The following is a 26,448-nucleotide window of genomic DNA, read 5'->3' on the forward strand; positions in this document are numbered from 1 at the left end:
GAAGCGGGAATTCGGCGACGCGCGGTTTATGTTGACAAAACAGGAGTTTTTCTGGCGGAATTCTATTGAAATACCAGAAAAAATTGTATAATTTTGCAGATTTTTAATTTGTTCCGCTACGGCGGTGTATTTCACTAAAGCCCCCCAATCGTGTTATGAGCAAACTTCGGATTCTCTACGTTGCCAGTGAAATCAACCCTTTCCTCCAGACTTCAGCGGTGGCCGATTTTGTTCGGAAACTGCCACAGGCGATGCAGGAACGCGGCATGGAAATTCGCATCCTGGTGCCACGTTTCGGGCTGATCAACGAGCGAAAGAACCGGCTACACGAGGTGGTCCGTTTATCGGGTATCAACATTACGGTGGGCGATGAAGAAAAGCCGCTGATTATCAAGGTGGCCTCCATTCCCAATGCCAAGCTTCAGGTGTATTTTATTGACAATGAAGACTATTTTCAGCGTAAACACGTTTTTCTTGACAAAGATGACCGATTCTACGAAGACAACGACGAGCGGACTATTTTCTTCTGCAAAGGCGTACTGGAAACCGTGAAGAAATTAGGCTGGTCACCCGATATTGTCCACTGCAATGACTGGATGACGGCCCTGATCCCGCTGTATCTGAAAACAACCTACAAAAACGACCCCATGTTTAAGGATACCAAGTCGGTATTCTCGGTCTACAACAACTCGTTCTCGTACCGTTTCGACGATGGCCTGGTTGAAAAAGCCAAGGCCATGGATGTGGATGAAGAGATGTTGAAATATTTGAAATCGGCTGATTATGACGGTTTTATCCGGATGGGATGTACCTATGCCGATGTGGTTGTAAAAGCCGACGAAGATTATAGCGAGAGTTTAAATACTATTTTGAATGATTTGTCCGACAAGAAATTTGAACTCGCCGAAGAAGGCCAGGAAGTTGCTGATCAATACTACAACCTTTATACGGAACTGGCGGGCTAATCGGGACCGCCGGGCCGTTAGCACGATTCAACTCAGTCTGATGGCCGGTATGCTCGTGCTGGTGTCGGCGTTGGTGGCCTGCGAAGAGCCGAAAGACATTGGCCTGGCACCACCCACGGCCATTGGCGTGCTGTATACCGATACGCTGACCGTCAAAACGTCCACCATTCTGCTCGACTCGGTTGTGACCGACCGCAACAGCCGGTTGCTGGTGGGGCAATATACCGACCCGGTTTTTGGTAAAGTTGTTGCCAAAACGTTCGGTCAGTTGTATGTCGAAGGTGGCAGTTTCAAAACCGAAGGTGAAATCGTCTACGATTCCCTGCGCGTGCTGGTTGGTTATTCGTATGTGTATGGCGATACCACCCGGGCGCAGGAGATTCTGGTTCACCGGCTGACGGAGGATCTGGATTCTACCAAACGGTATACCAATGCGTCGTCGGTCGCGTATGCCACCGAACCACTGGCCAAAATCAAGCTGACACCAACCGCCGTCGGAGGGGCCGGTTATGCCCGTCTGCCCGATGCACTGGGTCGTGAGTTGCTGGAACTTTCCAAAGGTTCCGGCATTGTTCAGGCGGACTTCCGGAAAATTTTCAAAGGCATTGCCGTGGTTCCGGGTGCTACGAATACGACGGTTTTTGGGTTTTCCAACAACATGTTTATCGAGTTGTATTACCACAAATCGGCGGATACGACCAAAGTGCTGAGCATCGACTTTTTCACGACGGCTGGTTTGCCCTCTTTCAGTCAGGTCAAGGTCGATCGTTCGGGAACGAAACTGGCGGCTTTGAGCCTCACGAAATCGCTGACGGGAGCCGACACGGGTGGTGAGATGTTCGTTCAAAGTGCTGCCGGTGTGACAACGAAAGTGAACTTCCCGACCATTGAGAACCTGAAAAAAGAAAGTGGGCGAATTGCCATCAACCGGGCTGAACTGAGCTTTTTCGTGAAAGGGAGCAGCCCCGGTGGGCCCGTTCCTTCGGTCATGACACTGGCCCAGACCGATGCCAACAACCGGCTTCTATATACGCCGGAAGTCAGTACCGGCACCCGGCTGCTGCACTTGCTCCAGACCCAGTCGGGCACGTTTCAGACGGCCAATAAATGGTATTATCCGCAGATTGTTGGCTACAGCAGCCGTCAAAAGACTTACACGTTCGACGTTACGACGTATTTGCAGGCTATTCTGGTGGGTTATCAGGCCAACAACGGTTTAGCACTGCTGCCGGCCACCAACACCTCCTTGATTACGACCAGCCAAACGACGGGAGCACCGAGTTTTTTGGCTCAGCCATACCTCAATAATCAGTTAAACGGAGCCATTTTAAACGCGCCGATGAATGCTAAACTGGTGGTTTTTTATACGTACACGCCGTAAACTTAGACGACAAAAACGGAGCCAGCTTCTTTCAGGGGCTGGCTTTTTTGTTTCTGTACTTTCCGGTTATAAATCGCGTGAATCAGCGGTTTTATTGGTATCTTTCCCAGAAAGAAGGGCGGTTTTGTTAACAATTTAGGAATGAAAGATCACTTTCTTAAATATTTTAAAAAGTAGTTTGTACAACACCATTTAAATTGAAAAGCTTATGTGTGGAATTGTCGCCTATGTCGGTCATCGCGATGCGGCTCCGTTGGTTCTGAAAGGGTTGAAACGGTTGGAATACCGGGGGTATGACAGCGCGGGAATCGCCCTGCTCGACGTTGAAGAACCCGGATCGTCGGGATTAAAGGTATACAAGAAAAAAGGAAAAGTGGTTGATCTGGAGCACGAACTGGCGGGCAAGGCGTTGCATGCCAAAATCGGGATCGGACACACCCGCTGGGCCACCCACGGGGCACCGAACGACGTGAATGCCCACCCGCACGAGTCGCACGACCGGAAGCTGGCGATTATCCACAACGGGATTATTGAAAATTACGCGACAATCAGGCAAAACCTGATTCGGAAAGGCCACGTTTTTCGCTCCGAAACCGATTCGGAAGTGCTGATTCAGTTCATTGAAGACATTCGGAAAGAAACCGGGTCGTCGCTGGAAGAGGCCGTCCGGCAGGCCTTGCTGGAAGTGGTCGGTGCTTATGCCATCGTCATCATTTCGGAGGAAGATCCGACGCAACTCATTGCCGCCCGGAAAGGCAGTCCGCTGGTGATTGGGGTAGGGGAGAACGAGTATTTTTTTGCGTCGGATGCCACGCCGATCATCGAATACACCAAAGACGTCATTTACCTGAACGATCTCGAAATTGCCGTTGTCCGCGCCGGGGAACTGAAGGTGATCAACCTCGACAACACGCAGACCACGCCGTATATCCAGAAAGTGGAAATGGAACTGGAAGCCATCGAAAAAGGCGGTTTTGAGCATTTCATGCTGAAAGAGATCTTCGAGCAGCCCCGTTCCATTGCCGACAGCATGCGCGGTCGGGTGCGGGCCGACGACGGTCACCTGCAACTCGGCGGTTTGCGCGATTACCTGGATCAACTGGCCGCTTCGAAGCGGATTGTGATTGTCGGCTGCGGAACATCCTGGCATGCCGGGCTGGTGGCTGAGTATATTTTTGAAGAACTGGCTCGCATTCCGGTCGAGGTGGAATACGCGTCGGAGTTTCGCTACCGCAATCCGATTATCGCTGAACGAGACATTGTGATTGCGATTTCGCAGTCGGGCGAGACGGCGGATACGCTGGCGGCTATTGAACTGGCGAAGTCGAAAGGAGCAACCATTTTTGGTGTTTGTAACGTGGTGGGTTCGTCGATTGCGCGGGCCACGCACGCAGGCGCTTACACCCACGCCGGGCCGGAAATCGGGGTGGCGAGCACCAAGGCGTTCACGGCCCAGGTGACGGTTTTGACGCTTATGGCCATCGCTGCGGCTCAAAAGAAAGGTACAATTTCAGAAACGCTTTTCCGGCAGTTGCTGGCCGAACTGGAGCGTATTCCCGCGCTGGTCGATAAAGTGCTGCAAAACGCTGAGAAGGTGAAGGAAATCGCGTATATTTTCACGTATGCCAAGAATTTCATCTACCTGGGCCGGGGGCTGAATTTCCCCGTAGCACTGGAAGGGGCGCTAAAACTGAAAGAAATCTCGTACATCCACGCCGAGGGCTATCCGGCGGCCGAAATGAAACACGGCCCGATTGCGCTCATCGACGAAGACATGCCGGTGGTGGTGATTGCAACGAAGGACAGTTCCTACGAAAAAGTCGTCTCGAACATTCAGGAAGTCAAAGCCCGCAAAGGCCGCGTCATTGCCGTGGTGACCGAGGGCGATACCCAGATTCGGGAAATGGTCGATTTTGTAATTGAAATTCCGAAAGTTCACGACATCCTGATGCCGCTGGTTTCGGTGATCCCGTTGCAACTGCTGTCGTATTACATTGCCGTGATGCGGGGCCGCAACGTCGACCAGCCGCGTAATCTGGCGAAGTCGGTGACGGTGGAATAAAGGACGGGATGTTGAGAAAACACCTGTCAGGTTTTGAAAACCTGACAGGTGTTTTCGGTGTTTTCTCAACATCCTATTTTTTTGTCAACTGCTGCATTAACTCCCGAATGTCACCGATGGCAATCTGCTCCGGAAAATTGACATAGATTTCGTTGGTTTCATTGAGTTTTAAACCTTCCAATTGGTAAAATTCTGCCCAATAAATATAGTCCAGAGCCTGTTTGTCTAAGTTCAGTTGATGGTGGATATTGGCCAAATGATAGAACACATCCGAAAACTTGGGATACTTCGTCAGACTATTTTTTAAGCAATCAATCGCCCGGTCGTATTCCTTGAGATGGGCATGGGTCATCCCTAGATAAAACAGGTCTAAGTGGTGAACTTTAGCAGCACTCAAACGACCGGTTTGCTCCTGAATGGATTCTTCAAAAAGAGCTTTTGCCTGCTTATAATCACCCAATTCCAGGTAGCAGATGCCTTTCCAAAAGGCAAAGCTATGGTCCATTTCATATTTTGGAATGGCCGGGTCGCTGTCGGCTTTCAGAAAATCCTGAAGACCTGATTCATAATCCTTCAGGAAAACCGTTTTGCAAAACGCCCGGTAGGCCAGCCAGCGTTGGGGCTCCAACTCAACGGCTTTGTCGTAATACCGAAGTGTATATTCGATATCGCCAACTTGCAGATACGGGAAACCCTTCATTCGCCAGAGGTGTGCGTATGTCGAATCAATCCGCAGGGCAGAGTCTGCATACAATTGCAGGCGGTATGACATATAATTTAGATGCTCCGTCTTTTTGTCAAAATACCGGTCGGCACTATCGCGCAGCATTTTCTTCTTTTCCGAATCCGTTTGCGCATGGGCCTGTAAGCTGAAAACCAGCAGCGATAGACTAAGGCACCAAATTGTCGATTTCGCCATGTTTGATTTTGAACGTAAAATAGGTGAAATAATCAACGGCTTCTCCTTCTACCATTCCGACGGGCCAGTCGGTCAGCGATTGAACGAAGGTGAGCAGTTGGGAGGCAATTTGGGGATCAAAAGTTCGGGCCTGATATCGCTCGTCAATTTCGTAGGTGTGATACCAACCCGTTTCGGACCGGCAATTGACGATGAAACGGAAGGTGATGAAACCGCTTTGGGTGCAGTTTTCCGGTTTTTGGTAAATGCTTCTGACTTTTTTCAAAAGCATCATGGAGCTTTCGGGGTATTTTTTGTGCAGGGAAAAGTATTGATAAACCCCCCAATCCTTGTTGCAGGGCCGGAATCGTTCGGTTGTGTCCGTTGGGTACCAGCCGGTAGTATGCTTGCTTCGGTCAAAAACCTGGGCCTGACAAATCGATTTTGTTGCACAAAGGAAGAGCAGCAGAAATACAAAGTGTCTTTTCTTCATAAGAAGTCTTTTGGTATTTGACGAAGAACCCGGTTCAATGTCACTCAAACCCGTACAGATTGGGGTGTTAAAAATGGTTAAATTGCGGACAACCAAGCCGAATAGAAAGTTGATCGACAGATTTCTGCCATCCGACGGTTTTGATTGCTAACTTTGCGCCACGAAATTTTTATCCGGTACGACCTCGCAACGTTTTCCTGTGAACACCGCCTGCGGCAGTGCCGAAACTATTCTGCGTATTATGTCAACGAAAAAAATCATATTCTCCCCCGACGCCCCCGCGCCAATTGGTCCTTATAACCAGGCAGTTATGGTAAACGGAACCTTGTATGTTTCCGGCCAGATTGCCCTAGATGTCGCTTCATCCGGTGATATTCAGGCCGAAACCCGTAAGGTAATGGAAAACATCGGTGCTATTTTGAAGGTTGCCGAACTCACGTTCGAGAACGTTGTGAAGGCCACCATCTTTGTCAAAGACCTCAACAACTTCGGGGCCATCAACGAAGTATACGGCAGCTTTTTTACGGCCGATCCGCCCGCTCGTGAGACGGTGGAAGTGGCGCGTTTGCCGAAAGATGTCAATGTAGAAATATCCGTTATTGCCGTACTTTAAATAATGGAAAGGGCCAGATGGAAGAAGTGAGTAACTACCGCTTTTTCCGTCTGGCCTTTTCCTCCCTTTTTTTCTTTTATGTCAACCGAAATACGCGTTCGTTTTGCGCCCAGCCCAACCGGGCCGCTTCACATTGGGGGTGTGCGAACTGCCCTGTATAATTACCTGTTTGCCCGCAAACATGGCGGCAAAATGCTGCTCCGCATCGAGGACACGGACCAAAACCGCTTTGTCCCCGGTGCCGAAGACTACATTGTCGAAGCCCTGAAATGGGTCGGTATTGAAATTGATGAAGGGTTGACCGCTGGTGGTCCTCATGCGCCCTATCGCCAGTCGGAGCGCAAAGCCATTTACCGTGAATACGCCGAACGACTCGTGTCGGAAGGCAAAGCCTATTATGCCTTCGATACGTCCGAAGAACTGGATGCGATGCGCAAACGGATGGAGGAAGCCAACGCCCCGGCGGCTCAGTACAACTCCATTACGCGGCTTCAGATGAAAAACTCCCTGACGCTGAAACCGGAGGAAGTCACCGCTTTGATGGAGTCGGGCAGTCCGTATGTGATTCGGCTGAAAGTGCCGCGCAAGGAAGACGTCCGGCTGAACGATTTGATTCGCGGCTGGGTGGTGGTGCATTCGTCGCAGATCGATGACAAGGTGTTGTTGAAATCGGATGGCATGCCGACCTATCACCTCGCCAACATCGTAGACGATCATTTGATGGGCATTACGCACGTCATTCGGGGCGAAGAGTGGTTGCCGTCGGCTCCGCTGCACGTGTTGCTGTACCGGTTTTTAGGCTGGGAAAGTACGATGCCACAGTTTGCCCACCTGCCGCTTTTGCTGAAGCCCGACGGCAACGGCAAACTCAGCAAGCGGGACGCCGATCTGGGCGGTTTTCCGGTTTTTCCGCTCGAATGGAAAGATCCGTTTTCCGATACCGTCGCCCGTGGTTTCCGCGAAGACGGGTATTTGCCCGAAGCCCTGGTCAATTTTCTGGCGTTTCTGGGCTGGAATCCCGGCACGGAGCAGGAAATGTTTACGATGGACGAACTGATTCAGGCGTTTAGTCTGGAACAGATCAACAAAGCCGGGGCGCGGTTCGATATTCAGAAAGCGAAGTGGTTCAACCACGAATATTTGCGGCAACAACCGAATGAAGAACTGGCCGAGGCCATTGTGGCTCAGGCGGCTGCCGACGGGATTGACTGCACACCGGAAAAGGCGGCCAAAATAGCGGGTTTGCTCAAAGAGCGGGTGAACTTCGCCAGCGAGATCTATGCCGAGTCGGCGATCTTTTTCCGGGAACCGCAGCAGTATGATCCGGCCATTGTCGCGGCCAAATGGAACGATGAAGCCGTGCGGGCTTTGACCGCATTAAAAGATGCATTAACTTCGGTTGAGGAACCGCTGACGGTTGATCTGGCGAAGGCTACGCTGGCCACTGCAACGGCCGCTGCCGGGGTTAAACAGGGCAAAATCATGCAGGCACTCCGGCTGGCCATCACCGGCGTCGGGGCCGGTCCGGACCTGATGATGACGCTGGAGATAATCGGTAAACAGGACGCGATCGACCGGTTGCAGAAAGCCTTAACAGAGTTATGAATTATGAGTTAGGAGTTATGAGTTGGCTGCCGCGTTCGGTCCATCTCTTCACTTTTAACTCTTCATTCTTAACTCATAACTCTTAATTCCCAAATGGCGAAGAAAGTCACGAAACCCGAAGACCAGCCGAACGAAAAACCGCGTGTTCATAAAGAACTGGAAGGTTTTGACATCAAAATCAATACGTTCGGCGAGATTACGAACAGCTATGATATTGACAAGATCAACGCGTTTCTGAACAAAACCGTCGATGATAAAAAGCTCCGGAACCGGAAGGACCTGAAAGACGGTGAGAAGGGCGACGGGGAGGAGTATGAAGATGGAGAGGAGGAATAGGTACGTACGCCAGTCCAGGTACAATCCGTAATTTTTAATCTGTAATTCATAGATTTTCATGCGTTCTCACGAAATCGACTACAAGATCATCGGCGAAGACATTCAGGTCGTTGAAATTGAACTGGACCCGAACGAAACCGTCATTGCCGAAGCCGGTGCCATGTTATTCATGGAGGATGGTATTCAGTTTGAAACCAAAATGGGCGACGGCTCGCAGGCTACCCAAAGCATCATGGGCAAGCTGTTTCAGGCTGGTTCGCGGTTGCTGACGGGCGAATCCCTGTTTATGACGCACTTCACCAACCGCGGCTACGGCAAGCGGAAAGTGGCGTTTGCGGCTCCGTATCCGGGAACGGTGATGCCGATTGATCTGGCCAAAATCTATGGCAATCAACTGATTGTTCAGAAAGATGCTTTTTTGTGTGCCGCCATGGGAACCCAGATTGCCATTCACTTCAACCAGCGGATCGGAACGGGTTTGTTCGGCGGAGAAGGGTTCATTCTCCAACGGATTCAGGGCGACGGCATGGCCTTCATTCACGCCGGGGGCGTGGTAATGGAGCGGCAACTGAACAACGAAACACTGCGGGTCGATACGGGCTGTGTGGTGGGTTTCGAGCCTTCCATCAGCTTCGATATTCAACGTTCCGGCGGGTTGAAATCCATGATTTTTGGCGGAGAAGGTATTTTTCTGGCCACTTTGCGCGGAACCGGAAAAGTCTGGATTCAGTCGATGCCGATCTCCAAGCTGGTGGATCGATTGTCGGCCGGGGGCGGACAGGCTAACAAAGAAGGGGGTTCAGTGCTGGGCGGTTTAGGGAAATTGTTTGAGGATTAATCGTGCCGAAACTGGCGATTTACAAAGCATTGGTATTATTTCTGTATGCCTATGATTTGTCGGAACGAATGCACGTTCATGTCTCCAATACAAAAAGTCGCAAAGGCAAATCCGCCAAGAGCTGGCTGGATACGCTGGAGGTGTTCGAGCAGGGAAGTTTAACGTCTAAGGAAATTAATACGGCAGTAAAGTTGTTGGAAAAATACGGCCCTCAGATTGCAAAAAGAATTACAGAATTTGCAACGGAAGGGAAGATAAATGTTTTGCATCTGTCATGAAAACGGAAGGTTTTAAGACAGAACAGCCAATCATTGATCGAATCTCGTTTCGTAAACAAGGTTATTTATCGTTGTTTTTGGAGGACGGGCGGATTTTGTATGTGCCATTGAGCCGATTCCCGTCAATCGCCCGGTTGAATGGTCACCAACGAAAGCAGTATCACATTGCCGATGGAACTGTCCTTATGTTTGCGGATGACGATAATGTGTATCCTATTCAGGAGTTTATAGGAACCAATACATCACAGCCCGACCATTTAGTAAGCTACAAGGCAGTTTTGGCTGCTTAAATTTTAGAAGGAGTTAAATAGCATATCGAGATATAGAGTATGGAAATCATTTGCGTAAACGAGAATTTTCCGGCTCCGGTGCTGGCTTTTTATGCGGAGTTCGGGGTCAAAACGCCCAAGGAAGATCAGATGTATACGGTTCGGATGGTGAAACGCCATACCAACGGCGAGACGGGCGTGTTGCTGGGCGAAATCCAGAATCCGGACGTGCCGGTGCGTCACCCGGTTTTGGGCGAAGTCTGGTTTGAACCGACCTTCAACATCAACCGGTTCCGAACGCTGCTCGGCCAGCCGGTACGGCAGGAAGAACTGGAAATGATTAATTCGTAATACACCAACACACCTGTCAGGTTTTGAAAACCTGACAGGTGTGAGTTCGCCCGGCACGAAAACGCCGGGCTTTTTCGTTTCCTTTCTGGTGTAACATCTCCTTGCCTGTGATAAAATCAGTTTTCGTTTTTCTGGCGGTTCTGCTGACGGCTTGTGGCAGTCGCGATGCCGACAATTATGTTCCGAAACCCAAAGGCTATAACCGCATCGACTTGCCATCGCATCAGTATCAGGCGCTGAAAGAAGCCCATCCGTACACATTCGAATATTCCAGACAGGCCCGGATTTTGCCCGATACGTTTCGGGGTGCCCAGCCCCACTGGATTTTTATCCATTACCCCGCGTTCAAAGCGAGCGTTCAGTTGACCTATCATCCGGTGTTGCACAACGAAAAGCGGCTGGCGGGCATGATTGGCGATTCCTATAAACTGGCGGCCATGCACAACGAAAAAGCCTATGCTTTTAAGGAAGAGTTGATTCAGCTTCCGGGCGGTTTGAAGGCCGATGTGCTTTCCATAACGGGTGAAGTGCCCAGCCAACTGCAGTTTTTTACGACCGATACGACGACGCATTTCCTGCGGGGAGCGGTTTATTTCAACGTCGCTACCCGCAATGATTCGCTGGCACCGGTGATTGACTACCTGCGGAAAGATGTGTTGCATTTGCTCAAAACCCTGCGGTGGAAGTCCGGAAGTTAGAACCAGATGGGCTGATCCGGCGTTAGAGAACGTATTGCAAATACTTCCGGTATTTTGTATCTTTATAGGCCTTTTCGGGTAGTAAACCCTTGACATTCACGAATTCCGGCGAACAAGTAGCCTGAGGAAAATACGCTATGAGACGCACAAAATTTAATCCGAATCAATTTCAGATCGACTTTCTGGCTGCGTTTCGGCGTATGCTCGTCAGTTTGGGGGATTCACAAAGCTCTCCCGTCAACGAGACGATTTTTGTCAAACTGAGCGACCAGTGGGAAAATAACCGTCAACTCCCGGCTGACCTGCTGTTTCAGAAAAGCCCGGTGGAAGCGCTGGTTTATCGGTTGTCGAAATCCGACGACCGCTTGCAGTTTCCCGAAGAGGTCATCGCGGGCGATCTGCGGGGCATTCCCGGCCTGACCGGTTTTGCCGCCAAATTCCGTGAGCAGGGCTGGGTGATTCTGCCGAACGAACTGTCGGGAGCCTACAAGCAGCTTTATCTGCACATTCTGACGGCGGCCATCGGTCTGGAGCATTTGTATACCAACCGCAACGAACTGCTGGCCGAAGCCGAGCGCGTGGCCCTGGCGGCTTTATTGCCCGAAACCGAAATCCGGAGTTTCTTCGGGGTGCGACTTTCGCGCTTCCCGGATAGCTTCCGCATGGATGTTTCCAACTACTTCAACCTGCCATTCGAGCTTGTCTTGAAGCGGGCGCACCAACTGGAAATTATTTCCGACACCGTATTGGAAAGTGCCAAAAGCGATGCGCTTCGGCCCACCCGCCGGACACCGGTGAAAAAAGTAGCTTGATTTTAACCCGAATCTTCGATTAAATGTGATTTTTTAAAGAATTTGCGGTTTTAGAGAAAATTTTTAGTGCCATTTGTTGCATTTCGCAGCGTGGCACTCTTTTTTTGTGCAAAAAACTACTAAATCAATAGATTATAAAGGATAGTAATCCGTATAGTCTATCTACAAGGGTAGTTATATCTATTAATCCGAAACGCATGAAAAAACCAGTACATTCTTCCCGCTTGTTACAGCGATGTTGCTGATGCCGCTTGCCCAAGCTTCTGGTCATTCTTCCCCCTTCCAGTAATTTCCTTCATAAACTGAAGTTAACTATTTGAAATTTTTCCTAGTAATTCTATAGGAATAGTAAATTGAAACAATCAACCACCACAATGCAACGAGTTTTAAGCGTATTTTTTCTAATTGGGATCATTCTCTCCCCTCTGTTTCTGTCTGCCCAGAATACTCCCATCGTCAATTCGACCATTTCCGGGAAAGTGATCGACTCCCGCACCAACGAACCGCTCATTGGCGCAACGGTTTCCATCAAAGGAACGACCAATGGCAGTGCAACGGACGCAAACGGTGAATTCAGCCTGATCACCGGCCAGCGGCTGCCCTTCACGCTGATCGTCTCTTACGTAGGCTATCTCAAAAAAGAGGTTGTCATCAATGAAAGCAAGGTTGAAATCAAGCTTGATGCAAATACGACCCAGTTGGACGACGTCGTGATTTCCTCCCGCCGTCGTCAGGAATCCGCGCAGGAAGTGCCGATTCCCATTTCCGTGATCGGGGGCGTCAGGGCCGAAGACGCCGGTGCTTTTAACGTGAACCGTCTCAAAGAACTGGTGCCTACCGTACAATTATATGCTTCCAATGCCCGCAATACAACGCTCAACATTCGCGGGTTGGGGTCCACCTACGGATTGACCAACGACGGCGTTGACCCGGGTGTGGGTTTTTACGTGGACGGTGTTTACTACGCGCGTCCGGCGGCCACGGCCCTCGATTTTATCGACATCGAACGCGTCGAGGTGTTGCGCGGACCCCAGGGAACGCTTTTCGGAAAAAACACAACGGCAGGGGCTTTCAACATTACCACGCGGGCGGCCAGCTTTACGCCGGGAGCCAACCTTGAACTGAGCTATGGCAACCTAGGTTTTGTTCAGGCCAAGGCGTCGCTGACCGGCGCGTTGAGCAAGAAACTGGCCACCCGTCTTTCCTTTACGGGGACGCAGCGAAACGGCACGTTTTTTAACGTTCATACGCAATTGCCGATCAACGATATTAACAACATCGGCGTACGCGGGCAGATCCTCTATACGCCCAGCGAAAATGTAAATATTACCGTGATCGGGGACATTTCGGACCAAAAACCGACGGGTTACGGATGGCCGGTGGCTGGCGTTGTACCGACAAAAAGAGCGGCTTACCGGCAATTCAATGCCATTATCGCTGATTTGGGATACACCCTTCCCTACAAGAGTGCCTTTGAACGCAAACTCGATTTGGATACGCCCTCCAAAGCCGATAACCAGTTAGGGGGTGTTTCGGTTAATGCCGATATCAAAATCGGGAACGGAACGCTAACCAGTACATCGGCCTGGCGCTACTGGAAATGGGTGCCACTGAATGACCGGGATTACATTGGGCTGCCCGTCTTTACAATTTCTTCCGGCAACTCGAAACACAACCAGTGGTCGCAGGAAATCCGGTATTCCGGGAAAATTTCACCCAGACTGAGTGGCGTAATTGGCGTATTTGGCCTTTGGCAGGACCTGAAATCCGATCCGGTGCAGACGGAAGAAGCCGGTTCGGCCCAATGGCGGTTTGCGCAAAGCTCAACCAGCGCGCTCTGGAAAACGCCCGGTTTGTTCGACAACTTCGGCATTCGCACCACCAACGAAATCAAGAGCACAAGTTTGGCGGTGTTCGGGCAGGTTGACTGGGCCGTGACCGACAAGATCCACGTTTTGCCAGGTGTGCGCTACAACTACGACAAAAAGGTGGTGGATTACAGCCGGGTGACCTACGGCGGTTTGCAAACTACGGACGCTGCCCTGATTGCTTTGAAAAATGGGGTCTATACCAACCAGGCTTTTAACACGGATTATTCGCAGGGAAACTTCTCCGGGCAACTGTCTCTGCAATACAAAGCCACCAGCCAGTTGAATGCTTACGCTACCTATGCCATTGGTTATAAGCCAATTGGAGTGAACGTGGGCGGTTTGCCAACGGCAAACGGGCAGATTTTGATTGATCTGGCCAATGTGAAACCCGAATACGTGGATCACAAGGAGTTTGGCGTCAAAACCAAACCGTCGGGCAATTCGGTGTTGAACCTAACGGTCTATCGCTCGGATATCAGAGATTACCAAACCCAGGTGCAAACGCCGGAACCGGGTGTAAACCGGGGGTATTTAGCGAATGCGGAAAAAGTACGGGTGCAGGGAGCCGAACTGGACGGGAATGTCCGCTTTACCAACCTGACCCTGAATGCTGCAGTGGCCTATACGGATGGTAAATACGTGAGCTTCGTCAATGCTCCCGTGCCCTTGGAAGAAGTAGGAGGGGCGCAGGCTTTCAAGGATGTTTCGGGGGGACGGCTACCCGGCATCTCCAAATGGTCGGGCTCCGTGGGAGGTGAAGTCACCACCAAAGGAACCTTCACCGGACTCAAGGGAAATTACTTTCTGGGTGTCGATGTCTTTTACCGCTCCGAATTCTCGTCAAGTCCGTCTCCTTCGCAGTATCTAAATATTGACGGTTACGCACTGACCAACGGGCGGCTTGGTTTCCGGGCCTCCAACGGTCTTTCATTCTTCCTCTGGGGCAGAAATCTTTTCAACACGGATTATTACGAGCAACTCCTGGCTGCACCCGGAAGTGCCGGACAATACGCCGGTATCGTGGGCGACCAGCGTACCTACGGCGTAACGCTGCGGTACTCATATTAAGAGAGTTAAAAATTAAGAGTTAAGAGTTGGCAGACGCATTCAACTCTTAACTCTTAATTTTTAACTCCTACTTCCCTACTGGCTCCACTCCGTTGGTGTGCGGTCCCAGCGGTGGCCTTTCAGTTCTTTGATGAGTTCTGGATTCAGTGTTTTGCCGTCGCTGGTGGCCATGTTGGCTTCCACGTTGCGGAGTTTGCGCATACCGGGGATGGTGGTGGCCACGTCCGGGTTTTCCAGAATGAAGCGCAATGCCATTTCGGGCAGGGTCATGCCGGCCGGAATCAGCGGTTTTAGCGCGTCGGCATGGTCGACGCTGGAATTCAGGTTTTCCGGTACGAAATAGGTCGAACGCCAGTCGTCGGCCGGGAAGGTGGATTCCTTCGTCAAGGTGCCGGTCAGGGTTCCTTCATCAAACGGTACGCGCGCAATGACGCCGATGTTCAGTTCGCGGCAAAGCGGAAACAGATTGTCTTCCGGAGCCTGATCGAAAATGTTGTAGATCACCTGCACGGCGTCGATGAGGTTGGTTCGCAGGGTGTTCAGGCAATTGTCCGGTTCCCAGCGGTTTACCGAAATTCCCCAAGCCTGCACTTTCCCCTGCTGCGTCAGTTTCGTGATGGCTTCTTTCCACTCATCCTGCTCGGCCCAGCCATCTTCCCAGACGTGAAACTGCTGCAAATCAATGCTTTCGACGCCCAGATTTTTCAGGCTTTTTTCGGTGTATTCGACGATGTAGTCGGCCGGAAAAACATCCTTAAGGGCAAACTCGGGTTTGGAAGGCCACTGGCGGTTTTTGGGTGGAATTTTGGTGGCCACATACAACCGTTTGTCACTGAATCGTTTGAGCAAATCGCCCAGAATCCGCTCGCTCAGGCCTTCGCCGTACCCCCAGGCGGTATCGAAGAAATTACAACCCAATTCAACGGAACGGTCGAGCGCCTGATCCACTTCCTGCCGTTCGGAGCCCGTCCAGCCGGCCAGTCCCCACATGCCGTAGCCAATTTCACTTACCTGCCAGCCGGTTCGGCCAAAAGTACGGTACTTCATAGTATAGTTAAGAGTGATGAGTTAAGAATTAAGAGTTAAAAGTAATTATTCGCGACTACTTTTAACTCTTAATTCTTAACTCATCACTCTTAACTCATCATTCTTAACTCCTAACTCTTTACTAAATAATGTTAGTTCGTATCGTTCGCATGACGTTTCAGGAAACGAAAACCGCGGATTTCCTGGCGATTTTCGAGGCATCAAAACAGAAAATCCGCACGTTTCCCGGTTGCCTTCACCTCGAATTGCTCCGTGACCTCGATCAGCCTACGGTTTACGTGACTTACAGCCATTGGGAAACCCCCGAAGCATTAGAGCACTACCGCCGTTCGGAGCTGTTTAATACCACCTGGGCGGCTACAAAACGGTTGTTTGCTGATCGTGCAACGGCATTTTCGGTTGAGAAAGTAGATGAAGTAACGGATTGATGGAGTGGGAATTATAAATATGCCTTTTCAGGTTTGATATGGTATTTTGCTAAGAATTTCGTATTTTTAAGAAAGCTATTTTTCAAATCCTATGAATGCTTTTCGCGCCGATCGTTTTCGTAAACTGCTGGTCGGCTGGCTCGGGGTGTTCATGGCGTATACCGGCGTTCAGGCTCAGGAAACCACCACAACGATCACCGGGCGGGTGACCGAATCGCAAACTGGCCAGCCCCTGCCGTTTGCCAACGTCTACCTCAACAACACCACGCAAGGCACCACGACCGACGAAAAAGGCCGGTTCCGGCTCACCAACGTGCCACTCGGCACCATCGAACTCGTGGCTTCCTATCTGGGCTATCAGCCCGCCCGGCAGTCGGTTCGGCTTGAAAACAGCCAGCCCCGCATCATCAATCTGGCGTTGAAAAGTACGGGCTTCACCCTTGCCGATGTTACGGTGAAGGCCAAAAGGGACAAAACCTGGGAGCGGCATTACCGGGAATTTGAACGGGAATTGCTCGGAAAAACGCCTTTTCGGAGCCAGTGCGAAATCATGAATCCGGATGTGCTTCAGTTTACCTACCAGAAAAGCATCCTGAAAGCGACGGCCCGCGAACCGCTGGTGATCGAAAACCGGGCGTTTGGCTACCGCATTCAGTATGATATGCAGTATTTTGAAGTGGAGACGAACGGGGCGATGTATTTTGCCGGAGCCACCCGGTTTGAAGAACTGAAACCGAAGGACACCCGCCAGGCCGACCGCTGGCGAAACAACCGGCAACGCGCCTACCTCGGCTCAACCCGCCACCTGATGGCCAGTCTGGTGGCCGGAACCTACGAAAAAGAAGGCTTTCTGGTGTACCAGGTAAACCCCGGCTACCCCGAACGAACGGGCGGTGTAAGTTTGTTTCAGGACATTAACCGCCATTTGTTGCCGGTCGTCACCGACTCGCTGATTAAGCCGGGGCGGTTGTCGTTTGAGCGAAAACTGGTTACGGCGACTCCGCTCAAAGTATTTTATAACCGGATTTTCTCGGCGTATTCGCCCTACCGGGATGCGCCGTATGCCTATACCGAGTTCCGGTTTCCACAGGGCATGAGCGAGATCACCGTCGATGGCCGGGTGACGCTCCCGCTGGGCATGCTGGCGATGGGCTATCTGGGCAACGACCGGTTTTCGTTGCTACTGCCCGCCAACTGGGAACCAAGTGCGGCCTCCAGCCAACCGGATTCCGTGATGGCGTCGCCGATCGAAGGCCAGATTCTGGCGGCCGATTACCGGCTCGATTCGATGCTACGGCATTGGAAACTGGCCCATCCGTATCAGGCCCCATCGGCTTTCGTCCATATCGATAAACCGTTTTATCTGACCGGCGACCGGATCTGGCTCAGCGCGTACGTTATGGAGCCGGTTACCACGCAACTGATGTTCGGCGAGGGTGCCCTGCACGCCGATCTACTGACACCGGGTGGGAAGCTGGTGCAACACCAGTGGCTTCGCATCAACGACGGCCGGGCAACGGGCGACTTCCGGCTTTCGGATACGCTGGCGACCGGCATATATCGGCTGAGGGCCTATACGGATGAAGATTATGCTGCCACCCGTCCGGCTTTTGAACGAAGCATAACGGTCTACAACGTGTTGAACGGCCCCGGCCAACGATCCGTCGGGGTTGAGGAGGAACTGGACGTTCAGTTTTTGCCGGAAGGCGGCCGCTGGGTAGCAAATCTGCCGACGCGGATGGGGTTTAAAGCCGTTGGAAAGGATGGTCGCGGAAAAACCGTGTCGGGCCGGATTCTGGATGAGCAGGGGCGGGAAATGACCCGGTTTGCCAGCAACCGCTTTGGTATGGGAAGCGTGTTGCTCGATCCGAAAACCGACCAGGCTTACCAGGCTGAAATACAGCACAATGGCAAAAGCCTGCGGGTTGCCTTGCCGAAGCTGGAACCGGATGGGTTCGTATTGATGGCCGATATGGTCAGCGATACCGCCAATTTGAGCATTCGCATCCTGGCCAACGTGCCACAACCTGATCCGGTTATTTATCTGACCTTCCAAAGCTACGGGCAGTTGGTGCAACGGACCAAAATGAAGTTGCAGGACGGGAAAGCCCGGTTGACCTTGCCGATGGCCGTTTTTCCGCCCGGACTCTGTCAGGTAACGCTGTATGATGCCTATGGTCAGCCCCGCGCGGAGCGAATGCTCTTTATTTCGGAACAGATTCCGCCGGTTGAGATCTCGGTGACGGCGGACAAACCCCGCTACACGCCCCGGGAACGCGTCGTTCTGAATCTCAAAGTGAACGCTCAGCCGGAAATGTCGATGGTGGCCACGCTGTCGGCGGCTGTAACCGATGCCGATCAGGTTCCGGAAGACTCCCTGGCTGCGGACATTCGAACCCATTTGTTGCTGACCGGCGATTTGCGCGGACGCGTCGAGCAACCCGGTTTTTTCTTCAAAGACACGACGGAGGCCACCCGCCGGGCGCTCGATGATCTGCTATTGACGCAGGGCTGGCGACGGATCGGGTTGCGCAAACCAGAGTCGCCGTCGGATACGCTGGGCGGGATTGTGTTCAGTGGCCGGGTGGTGGACGAAAGACGCAACCCGATTCCGTTTGCGGAGTTGCTCGTGGCGGCTCCCGGTTCATCGCAAGCCATTCCGCACTCCATCGGTACCAACCGCTACGGGCGGTTTCGGATGGCGGGTCTGGGCATCACGGATACCTTGCAACTGCTGGTTCAGGTAATGAATACGCAGTTTAAATCCATCAAGGCAATCGTTGAAACGGATACGGCCGGGAGCGTCTGGTCGTCGGTAAAAGTGGTGGCCGAGCCGTCTCCGGACTGGCGACGGTTTCAACAGCAACTCGACGTGGCGCGGCTGCGTCAGGAATCCGATCCGGGATTGTACCGGGATAAACAGGCTAAAGTTCTGAAAGAAGTAACCATCAAAGGTTATCGACCCGCCGAGCGTCCCGAATCGGTGGAGCGAATGAGTCTGCATGGCACGCCCGATGCGGTGATTCTGTTCGATGAACGATCTCCGCAGTTTTCGAATGTCTATGAAATGATTCGGGGCCGGGTGGCGGGGGTTCAGGTGAAGCAAACCATGAACGGTTATACGGTCAACATCCGAAACGCTATTTCGTTTGGCGTCGGAAATTCCATGCAAGTTCAGGCCCCCTTGTATCTTCTGGACGGTTCTTATCTGACCGAAACGCCCGAAGGAAATGCGTTGATGGGCCTGAATCCGAATGACATCGAGCGCATCGAAGTCTTGAAAAATGCGGCTACGTCGGCCATTTACGGCGCGCGCGGGGGCAACGGCGTGATCGCTTTATATACCAAACGCGGGTCTTCCAAAGCAAAAAAAGCAGAACCCAGCGTTGGACTTAACCAACTGTCCTTCATCGGTTTTTCGGCCCACCGGGAGTTCTACGTCCCGCGGTATGAAGACACGCCGGGGGCGGTTTTGGCCGAACAGAATGCCCCCATCGACCGCCGGGATGTGTTGTACTGGAAACCGGTGGTTCAGACCGATTCCAAAGGAACATCGAATCTGGCGTTCCCGCTGTCGGACGTCGTTCGCACCATCCGCGTTGTGGTGCAGGGCATTACGACCGATGGCCGGCCTGTGGTCGGTTTAGCGAAAGTGAAAGTGCAGTAGTAGGGTTTACGGTTTTCAGTTTACGGTGGGCTGACGCGTTATCCTGAATGCGTCAGCCCACCGTAAACTGAAAACCGTAAACTAGCTTTCAACACCAAACAGCGCCCGTAACTCCTTGGCGTCGTTCGGTTTCATACGTCCGGCTAGCACCAGACGCAATTGACGACGGCGCAGCGCACTCGCGTACAAGTCGTGTTCGGCCTCGGTTTCGGGCGTGACTGGCGGTACTTCAATGGGACGGCCATTTTGGTCGACGGCCACGAAGGTGTAAAACGCGCGGTTGGTGCTGACCCGGGTTCCGGCCGGAATATCTTCCGCCCACACTTCAATGTTGACTTCCATCGACGAGTTGAATCCCCGCGTGACCTTGGCCTGCATTGTCACGATGTTGCCGAGCTTGATGGGTTCCGAAAACGAGACATTATCTACCGAAGCCGTGACGACAATGCGGTTGGAGTGTTTCTGGGCCGAAATGGCGGCACAGATGTCCATCCAGTGCAGCAATCGGCCACCCATCAGATTGTTCAGGGTGTTGGTGTCGTTGGGTAAGACCATCTCGGTCATGGTGACCAGAGACTCGCGGGCGTATTTGGGTTGGGGCATGGCGAAAGGTACAGATTGATTGGTCACAACGGCTTCGTGTTGTCGCGAAACTACGGTTTTTGCTGCCTTCCTCAACCATCCTTCTCTTTTTTTCGGGCTTCTTTTCGTTCCTCGCGTTTCTGTTTCCGCTCTTCTTTTCGCTGCTGACGTTCTTCTTTCCGTTCGGCTTTTTTCTCCTGGCGTTTTTCCTTGTAATCCTCTTTCAGATTCTCGACGGCATCCTTGAAGGTGACGGTATTGTCAAATTCGGTGGTGAAGGCTTCAACGTAGGCATTCCGCAGCACACCGATGATGATGGGCCAGACTTCCGTCTGTGTTTTCTCGACTGTTCCCCGCAGTGGAATCCGGGTGGCCACCTGGTCGCGCTTCTGGTTTTTGAGAATGGCAGCACCACCTTCGGCCAGCAGCTCCGTGAAAAACCGGCCGACTTTCCGATCCTCGCCCGGTTCCTTGAGCTTGAAAATCTTCATGTTTTTGGTCAGTGGTTTGAAATAGCCCACCAGCCGACCGTCGTACATGGCCATTTCGCTGACGACGCTGATGGTTCCACCTTCGAAATCGACGTTGCCGTATTTGCGCGCCAGATCGTTGAGTTTCGCCAGTTGGAGGTTGTCGAAGCTGAGGTTGTAATTGAAATCCGGGATCGGTTTCAGCAAGTACATTCCTGCCCCAAACTTCATCGTGCCGCCCCAGCCCGGTACATCACCCGTTGCCGTAACGGGAGAGGGCAAGCGGGTTTCCTTGTCTTCGACGTTGCGGATATTGCGGATGTCGAGGGCAACTTTTTCCAGCGAAAGATCTGTTTTGGTGGCTTCGAAGATATTGACCAGATCGATTTTGCCGTCATATGCCGCAAACCGGTTGATTTGGATGGGCAGAATATCCTTCACCAGCTTGGTCCAGTCGAGTTCCCGGCCGGTCTGGCTGGCCTGTTCATTGTTGCTGAAAGCAAAATTGAGTTCGGGCCGGTAACACTCGACCTCTCCGACGAGGGCGCCCTTAAACAGCGATGGCCATTCGACGGAAAGATCGATTTTAGGAACGTAGAGGAAAGGCTCTTTGATTTTACCGTTAATTTTCCGGATGCGCAGGTCTTTGATCTGATACGAACCGGTTACGAGCGCAATATCGACATCATCCACGTGTCCGGTATACGAACCCATGTCGGCCATCAATTTATTGAGGTAGCGTAGTACAAAATACGGCAACAGGAGTCTGGCGGCCACGAGAACAACGACAATCGCCAGGATAATTTTTGTGGATCGTTTCAAAGCAACAAGCGTTGATGTTGCTTATAGAACTGAAAATCAGCCGAAGAGTTATGCGGGTCGACGGACGTTTGTCCGTCGGCCCGTTGGATTAGCGACGGCTGGGCGAAAATTTCCGGCCGTTCAGGGTGGCGTATTTAAAATCGGTGGGACCGTCAAATACCGTTTCGTCGAAGCTGGAATTGCGGGTTAAATGGGTGTATTTAAAATCAGCGGTTCCGTCGAAACGCGTGCTGTTAAAATTGACTCCTTCGTCAAATTTGGTGTATTTAAAATCGGCGTACTGATCGAAACGGGCTTTTCGGAAAGCGATTGCTTCCTTAAAACTCGTGTATTTAAAATTACCGGTTTTCGCGAACCGGGCGTCTGTGAAATCGGCTAATGCCCTGAATTTCGCGTATTTGAAATTGGCTTCTTCCCGAAAACCGGTGCCGATAAAGGACGCCCGCTGGTTGAAGTCGGAATATTTGAATTCGGAAGCTTTTTCGAAGGTGCAATTTTCAAACGTTACGGGTTCGGTAAAATGTGTAGCAAACATGATTCCATTGCCGTTCAGAAAGCGCCCTTCGGTTTTGACGTTTTTGTACGCCAGGAAATTACCTCTGAAGGTGCAGTTCCGAAACGTGACCGGCCTTTCGACGGTGCTTTCGTAGGCTTCGTTTTCGGCCCAGAGGTTTTTGGTGACGCGTTTTTTATTGGCCAGCTCCGTCAGGTCGAGATCGCCGGTAATGGTGGCGTTTTCGTAGGAAACCACCTCTTTCCGGTTGATTTTAGCCAAAATTTCTTTGGCATCGACCGTGCGTTGAGCCCAAACGGCTGGCAAGGTGGTAGCAATGAGGAGGAGGGTAGTGAGGATCGTTTTCATACGGGAAAGATGAGAGTTTCCCTAAGGATGAAAATACGTCGGTAAAGGTTGCACGGAACCAGGAAGGAATCAAAAATGTAAAATGCTCAATATCGAATGTAAAAGTGAGAGGAAACACGCTCGTTTAACACTTTTACATTTGATATTGAGCATTTTACATTTTTGATTTTTTACCTCTTCAGGGAAGCCACAGGGCTTTGTCGTAGGCGGTATCGTAATCGAATTCCTCCAGCGGGATAAAGTCGGCAAACCGGCCTGCTTCGTCCATGCGGATGGCATACCACAAACTGGTCGCATCGCGAAGCAGCAGCCGGTAGCCATACAGCGGATGATACGTATGGCCGTCGGTGCGGTGATCCCAGCCGGTTTGCAGCTCAATGGCAAAAGCAATCTGCGCCAGGGCTTCATTGATGTAGGCCATCAGACTGCCAAAACCGTCCAGTTCTTCCAGCCAGATCACCAGACCGTCGATGCCCCAATCGAAGAGCGGAGCGGAAGACGCCCGGCTGGCGGGTTCGGTTATCATTAGGTCGTTCGTCATGATGATAAAGAATTAGCCCCTAAATCCTCTAAAGGGGACTTGGACGCGAACCTTCCGGGTTCTAAAAGTCCCCTTTAGAGGATTTAGGGGCAATTTGTAGGAGTGAAGGTTAACCGTATGTTTACAAACTCAGGAAGCCTGCCGCAGCCAGAAACCGGTGTCTTCCTGTTGTTGTTCCTTCCATTTGCGGAGCCAGAAGCGGTATTTTTTCCGTCCGTATTCAACAAAATCCGGGATCGACGTGGCATCGACGGCAAAAAGCCGGTGCGGTTTCTGTTTCTGAACGCCGATCAGCACAAAGCGGATCTGGCGCGTTTGTTCCCATTCCTGGCTGTCGGCGGAGCGAAGGCTGTCGATGTAGAAAGCCGCCTGCCGGTCGTAGTCGTAGTCGTAGCAGCTTTGCAGAAACTGGCTCTGCGTGCGCGCCGAGGTGGTTTTGAAATCCAGAATGAGCGCACTCCGCCGTTTGGGACTGGTATAGACCATATCCAGCCGGGCTTTGCAACCCAGTTCGGTGATCGGGTCGGTAAAGAGAACCACCCGTTCGCGTTCCGATTTCCGGAGATACCGGTTGCAGAACGAATCGCGCCGGACCTGCTCGGTAAGGTGTTCCAGCCGACCCGACTCGATTGGTTTCATGTCGGGCAGCAACTGCTCGATAATGCCGCCGATGCGCTCCGGTTCCAGCAGATGCGAGTGAAAAGCCCGCCCGAACTGCATGGCCCGCTGCGGAACGAGCCGTCCCGGCGAGGTATAGCCCAAACATTCTTCCTTCAACCGGGTCAAATCGGAATTCGAGACCCGCGGGATGGAGCGGTAGTCGATCAATTCGGTAATCATGACTGGATTGGGTTTTTGATGAAGTAAGATAGAAATCCCTAAATCCGCTTCAGGGATTTCTACAGAGACTAATTCAGCAAATGAATACCATTCTCAACCAGCAGTTCTTCCGTCGGATTGAGAAACGGATTGAAGTAATTGTAAGCGGTTTTGATGTTGGCGATGTCGGTCAGGGTCTCCTGGCGAAAAATTCGATTGGCCTGACCAAATGATTTCAGTACTTTGGTTTCTTCCGGATCGGCCAGTTTGTAGCTGAAGGTGGCAATGTAATAGACGCCTTTGGGTTGGATCTTGGTATTTTCCTTCTTCTCCGCTACGGCGGTAATCACGACATCGGCCAGCGTCAGGTCGTCGTAGAACAGGGGTTCGATGAGCCGGAAGATGTTGTCGACCGAATAACCGTGGAACAGGACCGCCGAAACACAATTCTTTTCATCGATAAAAAAGATTTCGGCCCAGTTCTTGGTTCCCATGTTCAAAATATTGTCGGTAAAGATGCGCCACGCAATCGGCTGGAATGTCAGCGTGCGGCCGTTCGTCGGCCCACCCAGTTTTTCGGTGCCATTGATGTTAAAGATGCCCTCCTTGGCGTCGAAACGGTATTGGCGGGGATGTCCCTCCAAATATTTGAAGTGACTCGTATCTGGATTAGGGATGACTTCACCCGTCGATTCGTTAACCTTCTGATAAAGTTTCACTTCCAAACCATTTTGATTTGTTGTGCCGGTGTTGTTTTTTTGTGTGTTCATTAGTATTTGTTGTTTACTGTTCGGACAGGGGGACCGCTATGCGATCCCTTTTGCCTTTTCAGGGGGTTTGTATTTGAGTTTAAATATACACACTATTATGTATAATACAAAACGATACATAAAAAGTTTACTAAAAAAATAGAGTAGCTGCCCATACACCCTGAAAACCGCCTTTTTGCCCTTATTTTAGGTTTTGTGAGCCTGGTCTATTTCGAAGAATCTGAATTTATTCTACATTAGACGACAGAATGCAAGACTAGAATTTACATGGTTCTGTGTAAAAAAGCCCTTTTCTCATGCCCATTGGAGCCCGTTTGCAGCAACTGATCGATGCGTTAGACATCAGCGTCCTGGAGTTTGCCCGACAATTGGGGGAGAAGCGGGGTGAGAAAGTATACCATATTTTACACGGTCGTCTGAAACCGCGCTACGAAACGTTACAAAAAATTTTAGGGGCTTATCCCACGGTCAATGCCGACTGGCTGCTGCGGGGCGAAGGGCTCATGTTTCGCACCTTACCGCAAACGCCCCTGTCTGCCATGACGTTAGATGAGCGGCTGCGAAATATGGAGTTTCTTTTGTTTCAGTTAAACGAACGTGTAGCTTTGTTACAGGAAACCAGCGACCTGCTTCGGGAGGAACTTGAACAGGTTGCGGGTAAAAAAAGAGTCATCAGTCTCTCACACGTTAGTCGTCGGTCCGATTTGTCTCCGGAAAGCTGATAATTGCCGGGCTTACGACTTTATACTACACTATGTTCTCATTTTTTAAGCGTCGCCAGGAACAATCCGCTTTTTCGGATTTCGGATTTTTGGGAGTCGATATTCATTCACACCTGATTCCGGGGATTGACGATGGCGTACCCGACCTCGAAACGGCCCTGACCTGTCTGCGGGCTTTTGAGGAACTGGGTTATAAGAAAGTGGTTACCACCCCCCACGTGTTGCGCGATTATTATCCCAACAGCAGCGATACCATCCGGCGCGGTCTTGATGAACTCCGCGAAGCCATGGCCGAAACAGACCTGACGATTCAGGTTGAAGCGGCCGCGGAATACCTCATCGACGACCATTTCGTAACGCTACTCAAAGCCAACGATCTCCTGACGTTCGGACCCAATTATCTGCTGGTCGAACTGTCGTTTGCCAATCCGCCCCTGAACCTGGACGAAATCATTTTTCAAATTCAGACGAAAGGCTACCAACCCATTCTGGCCCATCCCGAACGGTATTTGTATCTGAAGGACCAGACCGAGCGGTTTCATAAACTGCGGGTGCAGGGCTGTCTGTTTCAACTGAATCTGCTCTCGCTCGTGGGGCAGTATGGCGGGCGCGTGCAGCAGCAGGCCAAGCAGTTGCTCGAGGATTCGATGGTCGATTTTGTGGGTTCCGATCTGCACCGGCCCCGCGACGCCGAAAAGCTGGGGCTACTGCTTCAGTCCAAAGAACTGGCGCTCCTCGATTCGCACACCTTTCTGAATGCCTCCCTACTCTAAAAGGCCTTTTTTAGGCTCGTTGCGGAAAGCTGCCGAGTTACATCCAATCAGGCGGGGTTCCATTGTGTCGATTTTTTTGGCAGGAAGATTCTGCGGCATACTTTTTGTCTATTGTCTGATAAATAGGAAAAAAACTTTGCGGATATTTTTAAAATACAGAAAAATAGTATTCCGTAAAAAACTTTTTGTTGAACTTTTTGAAGATTTTATACCGTATTCTCTTAAAAACATTGAAGATTGCTTAGGTAATTTCATTTCTCCCTTTTATATTTAGAAGGTAATATCTAAAAAAAGCTAGTAGTAGTTTGTCTGATTTTGAAGGTAAGTATCTTTACAGATCGCCCTGAAACGTAGCTCACCACGACCTTTCGTTTCGTTTAATCAGACATCTTTCTGTCGGAAACCCA

General features: G+C 51.3%; 26 protein-coding genes. 17 read left to right on the forward strand and 9 right to left on the reverse strand.

Features of this window, described 5'->3' with window-relative positions; genetic code table 11:
• Positions 1-155: 155 nt before the first annotated feature.
• From ACS5NO_RS02095 to glmS, 3 genes are all read left to right on the forward strand, one after another.
• Entirely contained in the window at positions 156-965 is an 810-nt protein-coding gene (locus ACS5NO_RS02095) for a glycogen/starch synthase (RefSeq protein WP_150876821.1), read from the forward strand.
• Positions 922-2,346, forward strand: coding sequence for a DUF4270 family protein (locus tag ACS5NO_RS02100; RefSeq protein ID WP_439413616.1), 1,425 nt, complete (start codon positions 922-924; stop codon positions 2,344-2,346). Before ACS5NO_RS02095 ends, ACS5NO_RS02100 begins: the two co-directional genes overlap by 44 nt.
• A 208-nt stretch (positions 2,347-2,554) precedes the next feature.
• Complete coding sequence (glmS, locus tag ACS5NO_RS02105; protein WP_439413617.1) at positions 2,555-4,408, forward strand: glutamine--fructose-6-phosphate transaminase (isomerizing); 1,854 nt, start codon at positions 2,555-2,557, stop codon at positions 4,406-4,408.
• Positions 4,409-4,481: 73 nt separating this feature from the next.
• Here the strand turns inward: glmS and ACS5NO_RS02110 are convergent, their stop codons facing one another.
• Complete coding sequence (locus tag ACS5NO_RS02110) at positions 4,482-5,327, reverse strand: tetratricopeptide repeat protein (protein ID WP_439413618.1); 846 nt, start codon at positions 5,325-5,327, stop codon at positions 4,482-4,484.
• Positions 5,299-5,799 carry a hypothetical protein gene (locus ACS5NO_RS02115; RefSeq protein WP_439413619.1) on the reverse strand — a complete coding sequence of 167 codons (501 nt, stop codon included), beginning with the start codon at positions 5,797-5,799 and terminating at the stop codon, positions 5,299-5,301. Before ACS5NO_RS02115 ends, ACS5NO_RS02110 begins: the two co-directional genes overlap by 29 nt.
• Before the next feature lie 241 nt (positions 5,800-6,040).
• Between ACS5NO_RS02115 and ACS5NO_RS02120 the strand changes: the two genes are divergently transcribed.
• From ACS5NO_RS02120 to ACS5NO_RS02165, 10 genes are all read left to right on the forward strand, one after another.
• A complete protein-coding gene (locus tag ACS5NO_RS02120; protein ID WP_150876818.1) occupies positions 6,041-6,412 on the forward strand; it encodes a Rid family detoxifying hydrolase in 372 nt (123 codons plus the stop codon).
• Positions 6,413-6,490: 78 nt separating this feature from the next.
• Positions 6,491-8,017, forward strand: a complete 1,527-nt coding sequence (gltX, locus tag ACS5NO_RS02125) for a glutamate--tRNA ligase (protein ID WP_439413620.1) — start codon at positions 6,491-6,493, stop codon at positions 8,015-8,017.
• Positions 8,018-8,110: 93 nt separating this feature from the next.
• Positions 8,111-8,353, forward strand: a complete 243-nt coding sequence (locus ACS5NO_RS02130; RefSeq protein ID WP_114406826.1) for a hypothetical protein — start codon at positions 8,111-8,113, stop codon at positions 8,351-8,353.
• A 58-nt stretch (positions 8,354-8,411) separates the two neighbouring features.
• Positions 8,412-9,191 carry a TIGR00266 family protein gene (locus ACS5NO_RS02135; protein ID WP_114406827.1) on the forward strand — a complete coding sequence of 260 codons (780 nt, stop codon included), beginning with the start codon at positions 8,412-8,414 and terminating at the stop codon, positions 9,189-9,191.
• A 2-nt stretch (positions 9,192-9,193) separates the two neighbouring features.
• Positions 9,194-9,469 (forward strand): DUF4160 domain-containing protein, encoded by a 276-nt coding sequence (locus tag ACS5NO_RS02140; RefSeq protein ID WP_439413621.1) that lies wholly within the window; start codon positions 9,194-9,196, stop codon positions 9,467-9,469.
• Positions 9,466-9,759 carry a hypothetical protein gene (locus tag ACS5NO_RS02145; protein WP_114406829.1) on the forward strand — a complete coding sequence of 98 codons (294 nt, stop codon included), beginning with the start codon at positions 9,466-9,468 and terminating at the stop codon, positions 9,757-9,759. Before ACS5NO_RS02140 ends, ACS5NO_RS02145 begins: the two co-directional genes overlap by 4 nt.
• A gap of 39 nt (positions 9,760-9,798) precedes the next feature.
• Positions 9,799-10,089 (forward strand): hypothetical protein, encoded by a 291-nt coding sequence (locus ACS5NO_RS02150; RefSeq protein ID WP_114406830.1) that lies wholly within the window; start codon positions 9,799-9,801, stop codon positions 10,087-10,089.
• A 107-nt stretch (positions 10,090-10,196) separates the two neighbouring features.
• A complete protein-coding gene (gene gldD / locus ACS5NO_RS02155) occupies positions 10,197-10,787 on the forward strand; it encodes a gliding motility lipoprotein GldD (protein WP_439413622.1) in 591 nt (196 codons plus the stop codon).
• 137 nt (positions 10,788-10,924) lie between these two features.
• Positions 10,925-11,599, forward strand: coding sequence for a hypothetical protein (locus tag ACS5NO_RS02160; protein ID WP_439413623.1), 675 nt, complete (start codon positions 10,925-10,927; stop codon positions 11,597-11,599).
• Between the two features lie 374 nt (positions 11,600-11,973).
• A complete protein-coding gene (locus ACS5NO_RS02165) occupies positions 11,974-14,538 on the forward strand; it encodes a TonB-dependent receptor (protein WP_439413624.1) in 2,565 nt (854 codons plus the stop codon).
• A 75-nt stretch (positions 14,539-14,613) separates the two neighbouring features.
• Here the strand turns inward: ACS5NO_RS02165 and ACS5NO_RS02170 are convergent, their stop codons facing one another.
• Positions 14,614-15,585, reverse strand: coding sequence for an aldo/keto reductase (locus tag ACS5NO_RS02170; RefSeq protein WP_439413625.1), 972 nt, complete (start codon positions 15,583-15,585; stop codon positions 14,614-14,616).
• A gap of 128 nt (positions 15,586-15,713) precedes the next feature.
• Between ACS5NO_RS02170 and ACS5NO_RS02175 the strand changes: the two genes are divergently transcribed.
• Entirely contained in the window at positions 15,714-16,013 is a 300-nt protein-coding gene (locus ACS5NO_RS02175; RefSeq protein ID WP_439413626.1) for a putative quinol monooxygenase, read from the forward strand.
• 91 nt (positions 16,014-16,104) lie between these two features.
• A complete protein-coding gene (locus ACS5NO_RS02180) occupies positions 16,105-19,680 on the forward strand; it encodes a carboxypeptidase regulatory-like domain-containing protein (protein WP_439413627.1) in 3,576 nt (1,191 codons plus the stop codon).
• 81 nt (positions 19,681-19,761) lie between these two features.
• On the opposite strand, the gene ACS5NO_RS02185 is transcribed toward ACS5NO_RS02180, so the two are convergent.
• The 6 genes from ACS5NO_RS02185 to ACS5NO_RS02210 all read right to left on the reverse strand — a co-directional run bounded on the left by ACS5NO_RS02185 (position 19,762) and on the right by ACS5NO_RS02210 (position 24,546).
• Positions 19,762-20,283 (reverse strand): acyl-CoA thioesterase, encoded by a 522-nt coding sequence (locus ACS5NO_RS02185; RefSeq protein ID WP_421827560.1) that lies wholly within the window; start codon positions 20,281-20,283, stop codon positions 19,762-19,764.
• 71 nt (positions 20,284-20,354) lie between these two features.
• A complete protein-coding gene (locus ACS5NO_RS02190; RefSeq protein WP_439413628.1) occupies positions 20,355-21,554 on the reverse strand; it encodes a DUF748 domain-containing protein in 1,200 nt (399 codons plus the stop codon).
• 88 nt (positions 21,555-21,642) lie between these two features.
• A complete protein-coding gene (locus tag ACS5NO_RS02195; RefSeq protein WP_439413629.1) occupies positions 21,643-22,416 on the reverse strand; it encodes a pentapeptide repeat-containing protein in 774 nt (257 codons plus the stop codon).
• A gap of 178 nt (positions 22,417-22,594) precedes the next feature.
• Complete coding sequence (locus tag ACS5NO_RS02200) at positions 22,595-22,957, reverse strand: hypothetical protein (RefSeq protein WP_439413630.1); 363 nt, start codon at positions 22,955-22,957, stop codon at positions 22,595-22,597.
• Positions 22,958-23,086: 129 nt separating this feature from the next.
• Positions 23,087-23,797, reverse strand: a complete 711-nt coding sequence (locus ACS5NO_RS02205) for a PD-(D/E)XK nuclease-like domain-containing protein (RefSeq protein WP_439413631.1) — start codon at positions 23,795-23,797, stop codon at positions 23,087-23,089.
• A 68-nt stretch (positions 23,798-23,865) separates the two neighbouring features.
• Positions 23,866-24,546, reverse strand: a complete 681-nt coding sequence (locus ACS5NO_RS02210) for a hypothetical protein (RefSeq protein WP_439413632.1) — start codon at positions 24,544-24,546, stop codon at positions 23,866-23,868.
• A gap of 296 nt (positions 24,547-24,842) precedes the next feature.
• Here ACS5NO_RS02210 and ACS5NO_RS02215 point away from each other — a divergent pair, with 296 nt between their 5' ends.
• Both ACS5NO_RS02215 and ACS5NO_RS02220 read left to right on the forward strand, forming a co-directional pair.
• Entirely contained in the window at positions 24,843-25,268 is a 426-nt protein-coding gene (locus tag ACS5NO_RS02215; RefSeq protein ID WP_439413633.1) for an XRE family transcriptional regulator, read from the forward strand.
• A gap of 32 nt (positions 25,269-25,300) precedes the next feature.
• Positions 25,301-26,041: a tyrosine-protein phosphatase gene (locus ACS5NO_RS02220; protein WP_439413634.1), complete on the forward strand. Its 741-nt coding sequence runs from the start codon at positions 25,301-25,303 to the stop codon at positions 26,039-26,041.
• Positions 26,042-26,448 lie beyond the last annotated feature (407 nt).

The sequence above is a fragment of the Larkinella fluvii genome (genome assembly GCF_051857545.1).
In the GTDB taxonomy this organism is placed as follows: domain Bacteria; phylum Bacteroidota; class Bacteroidia; order Cytophagales; family Spirosomataceae; genus Larkinella.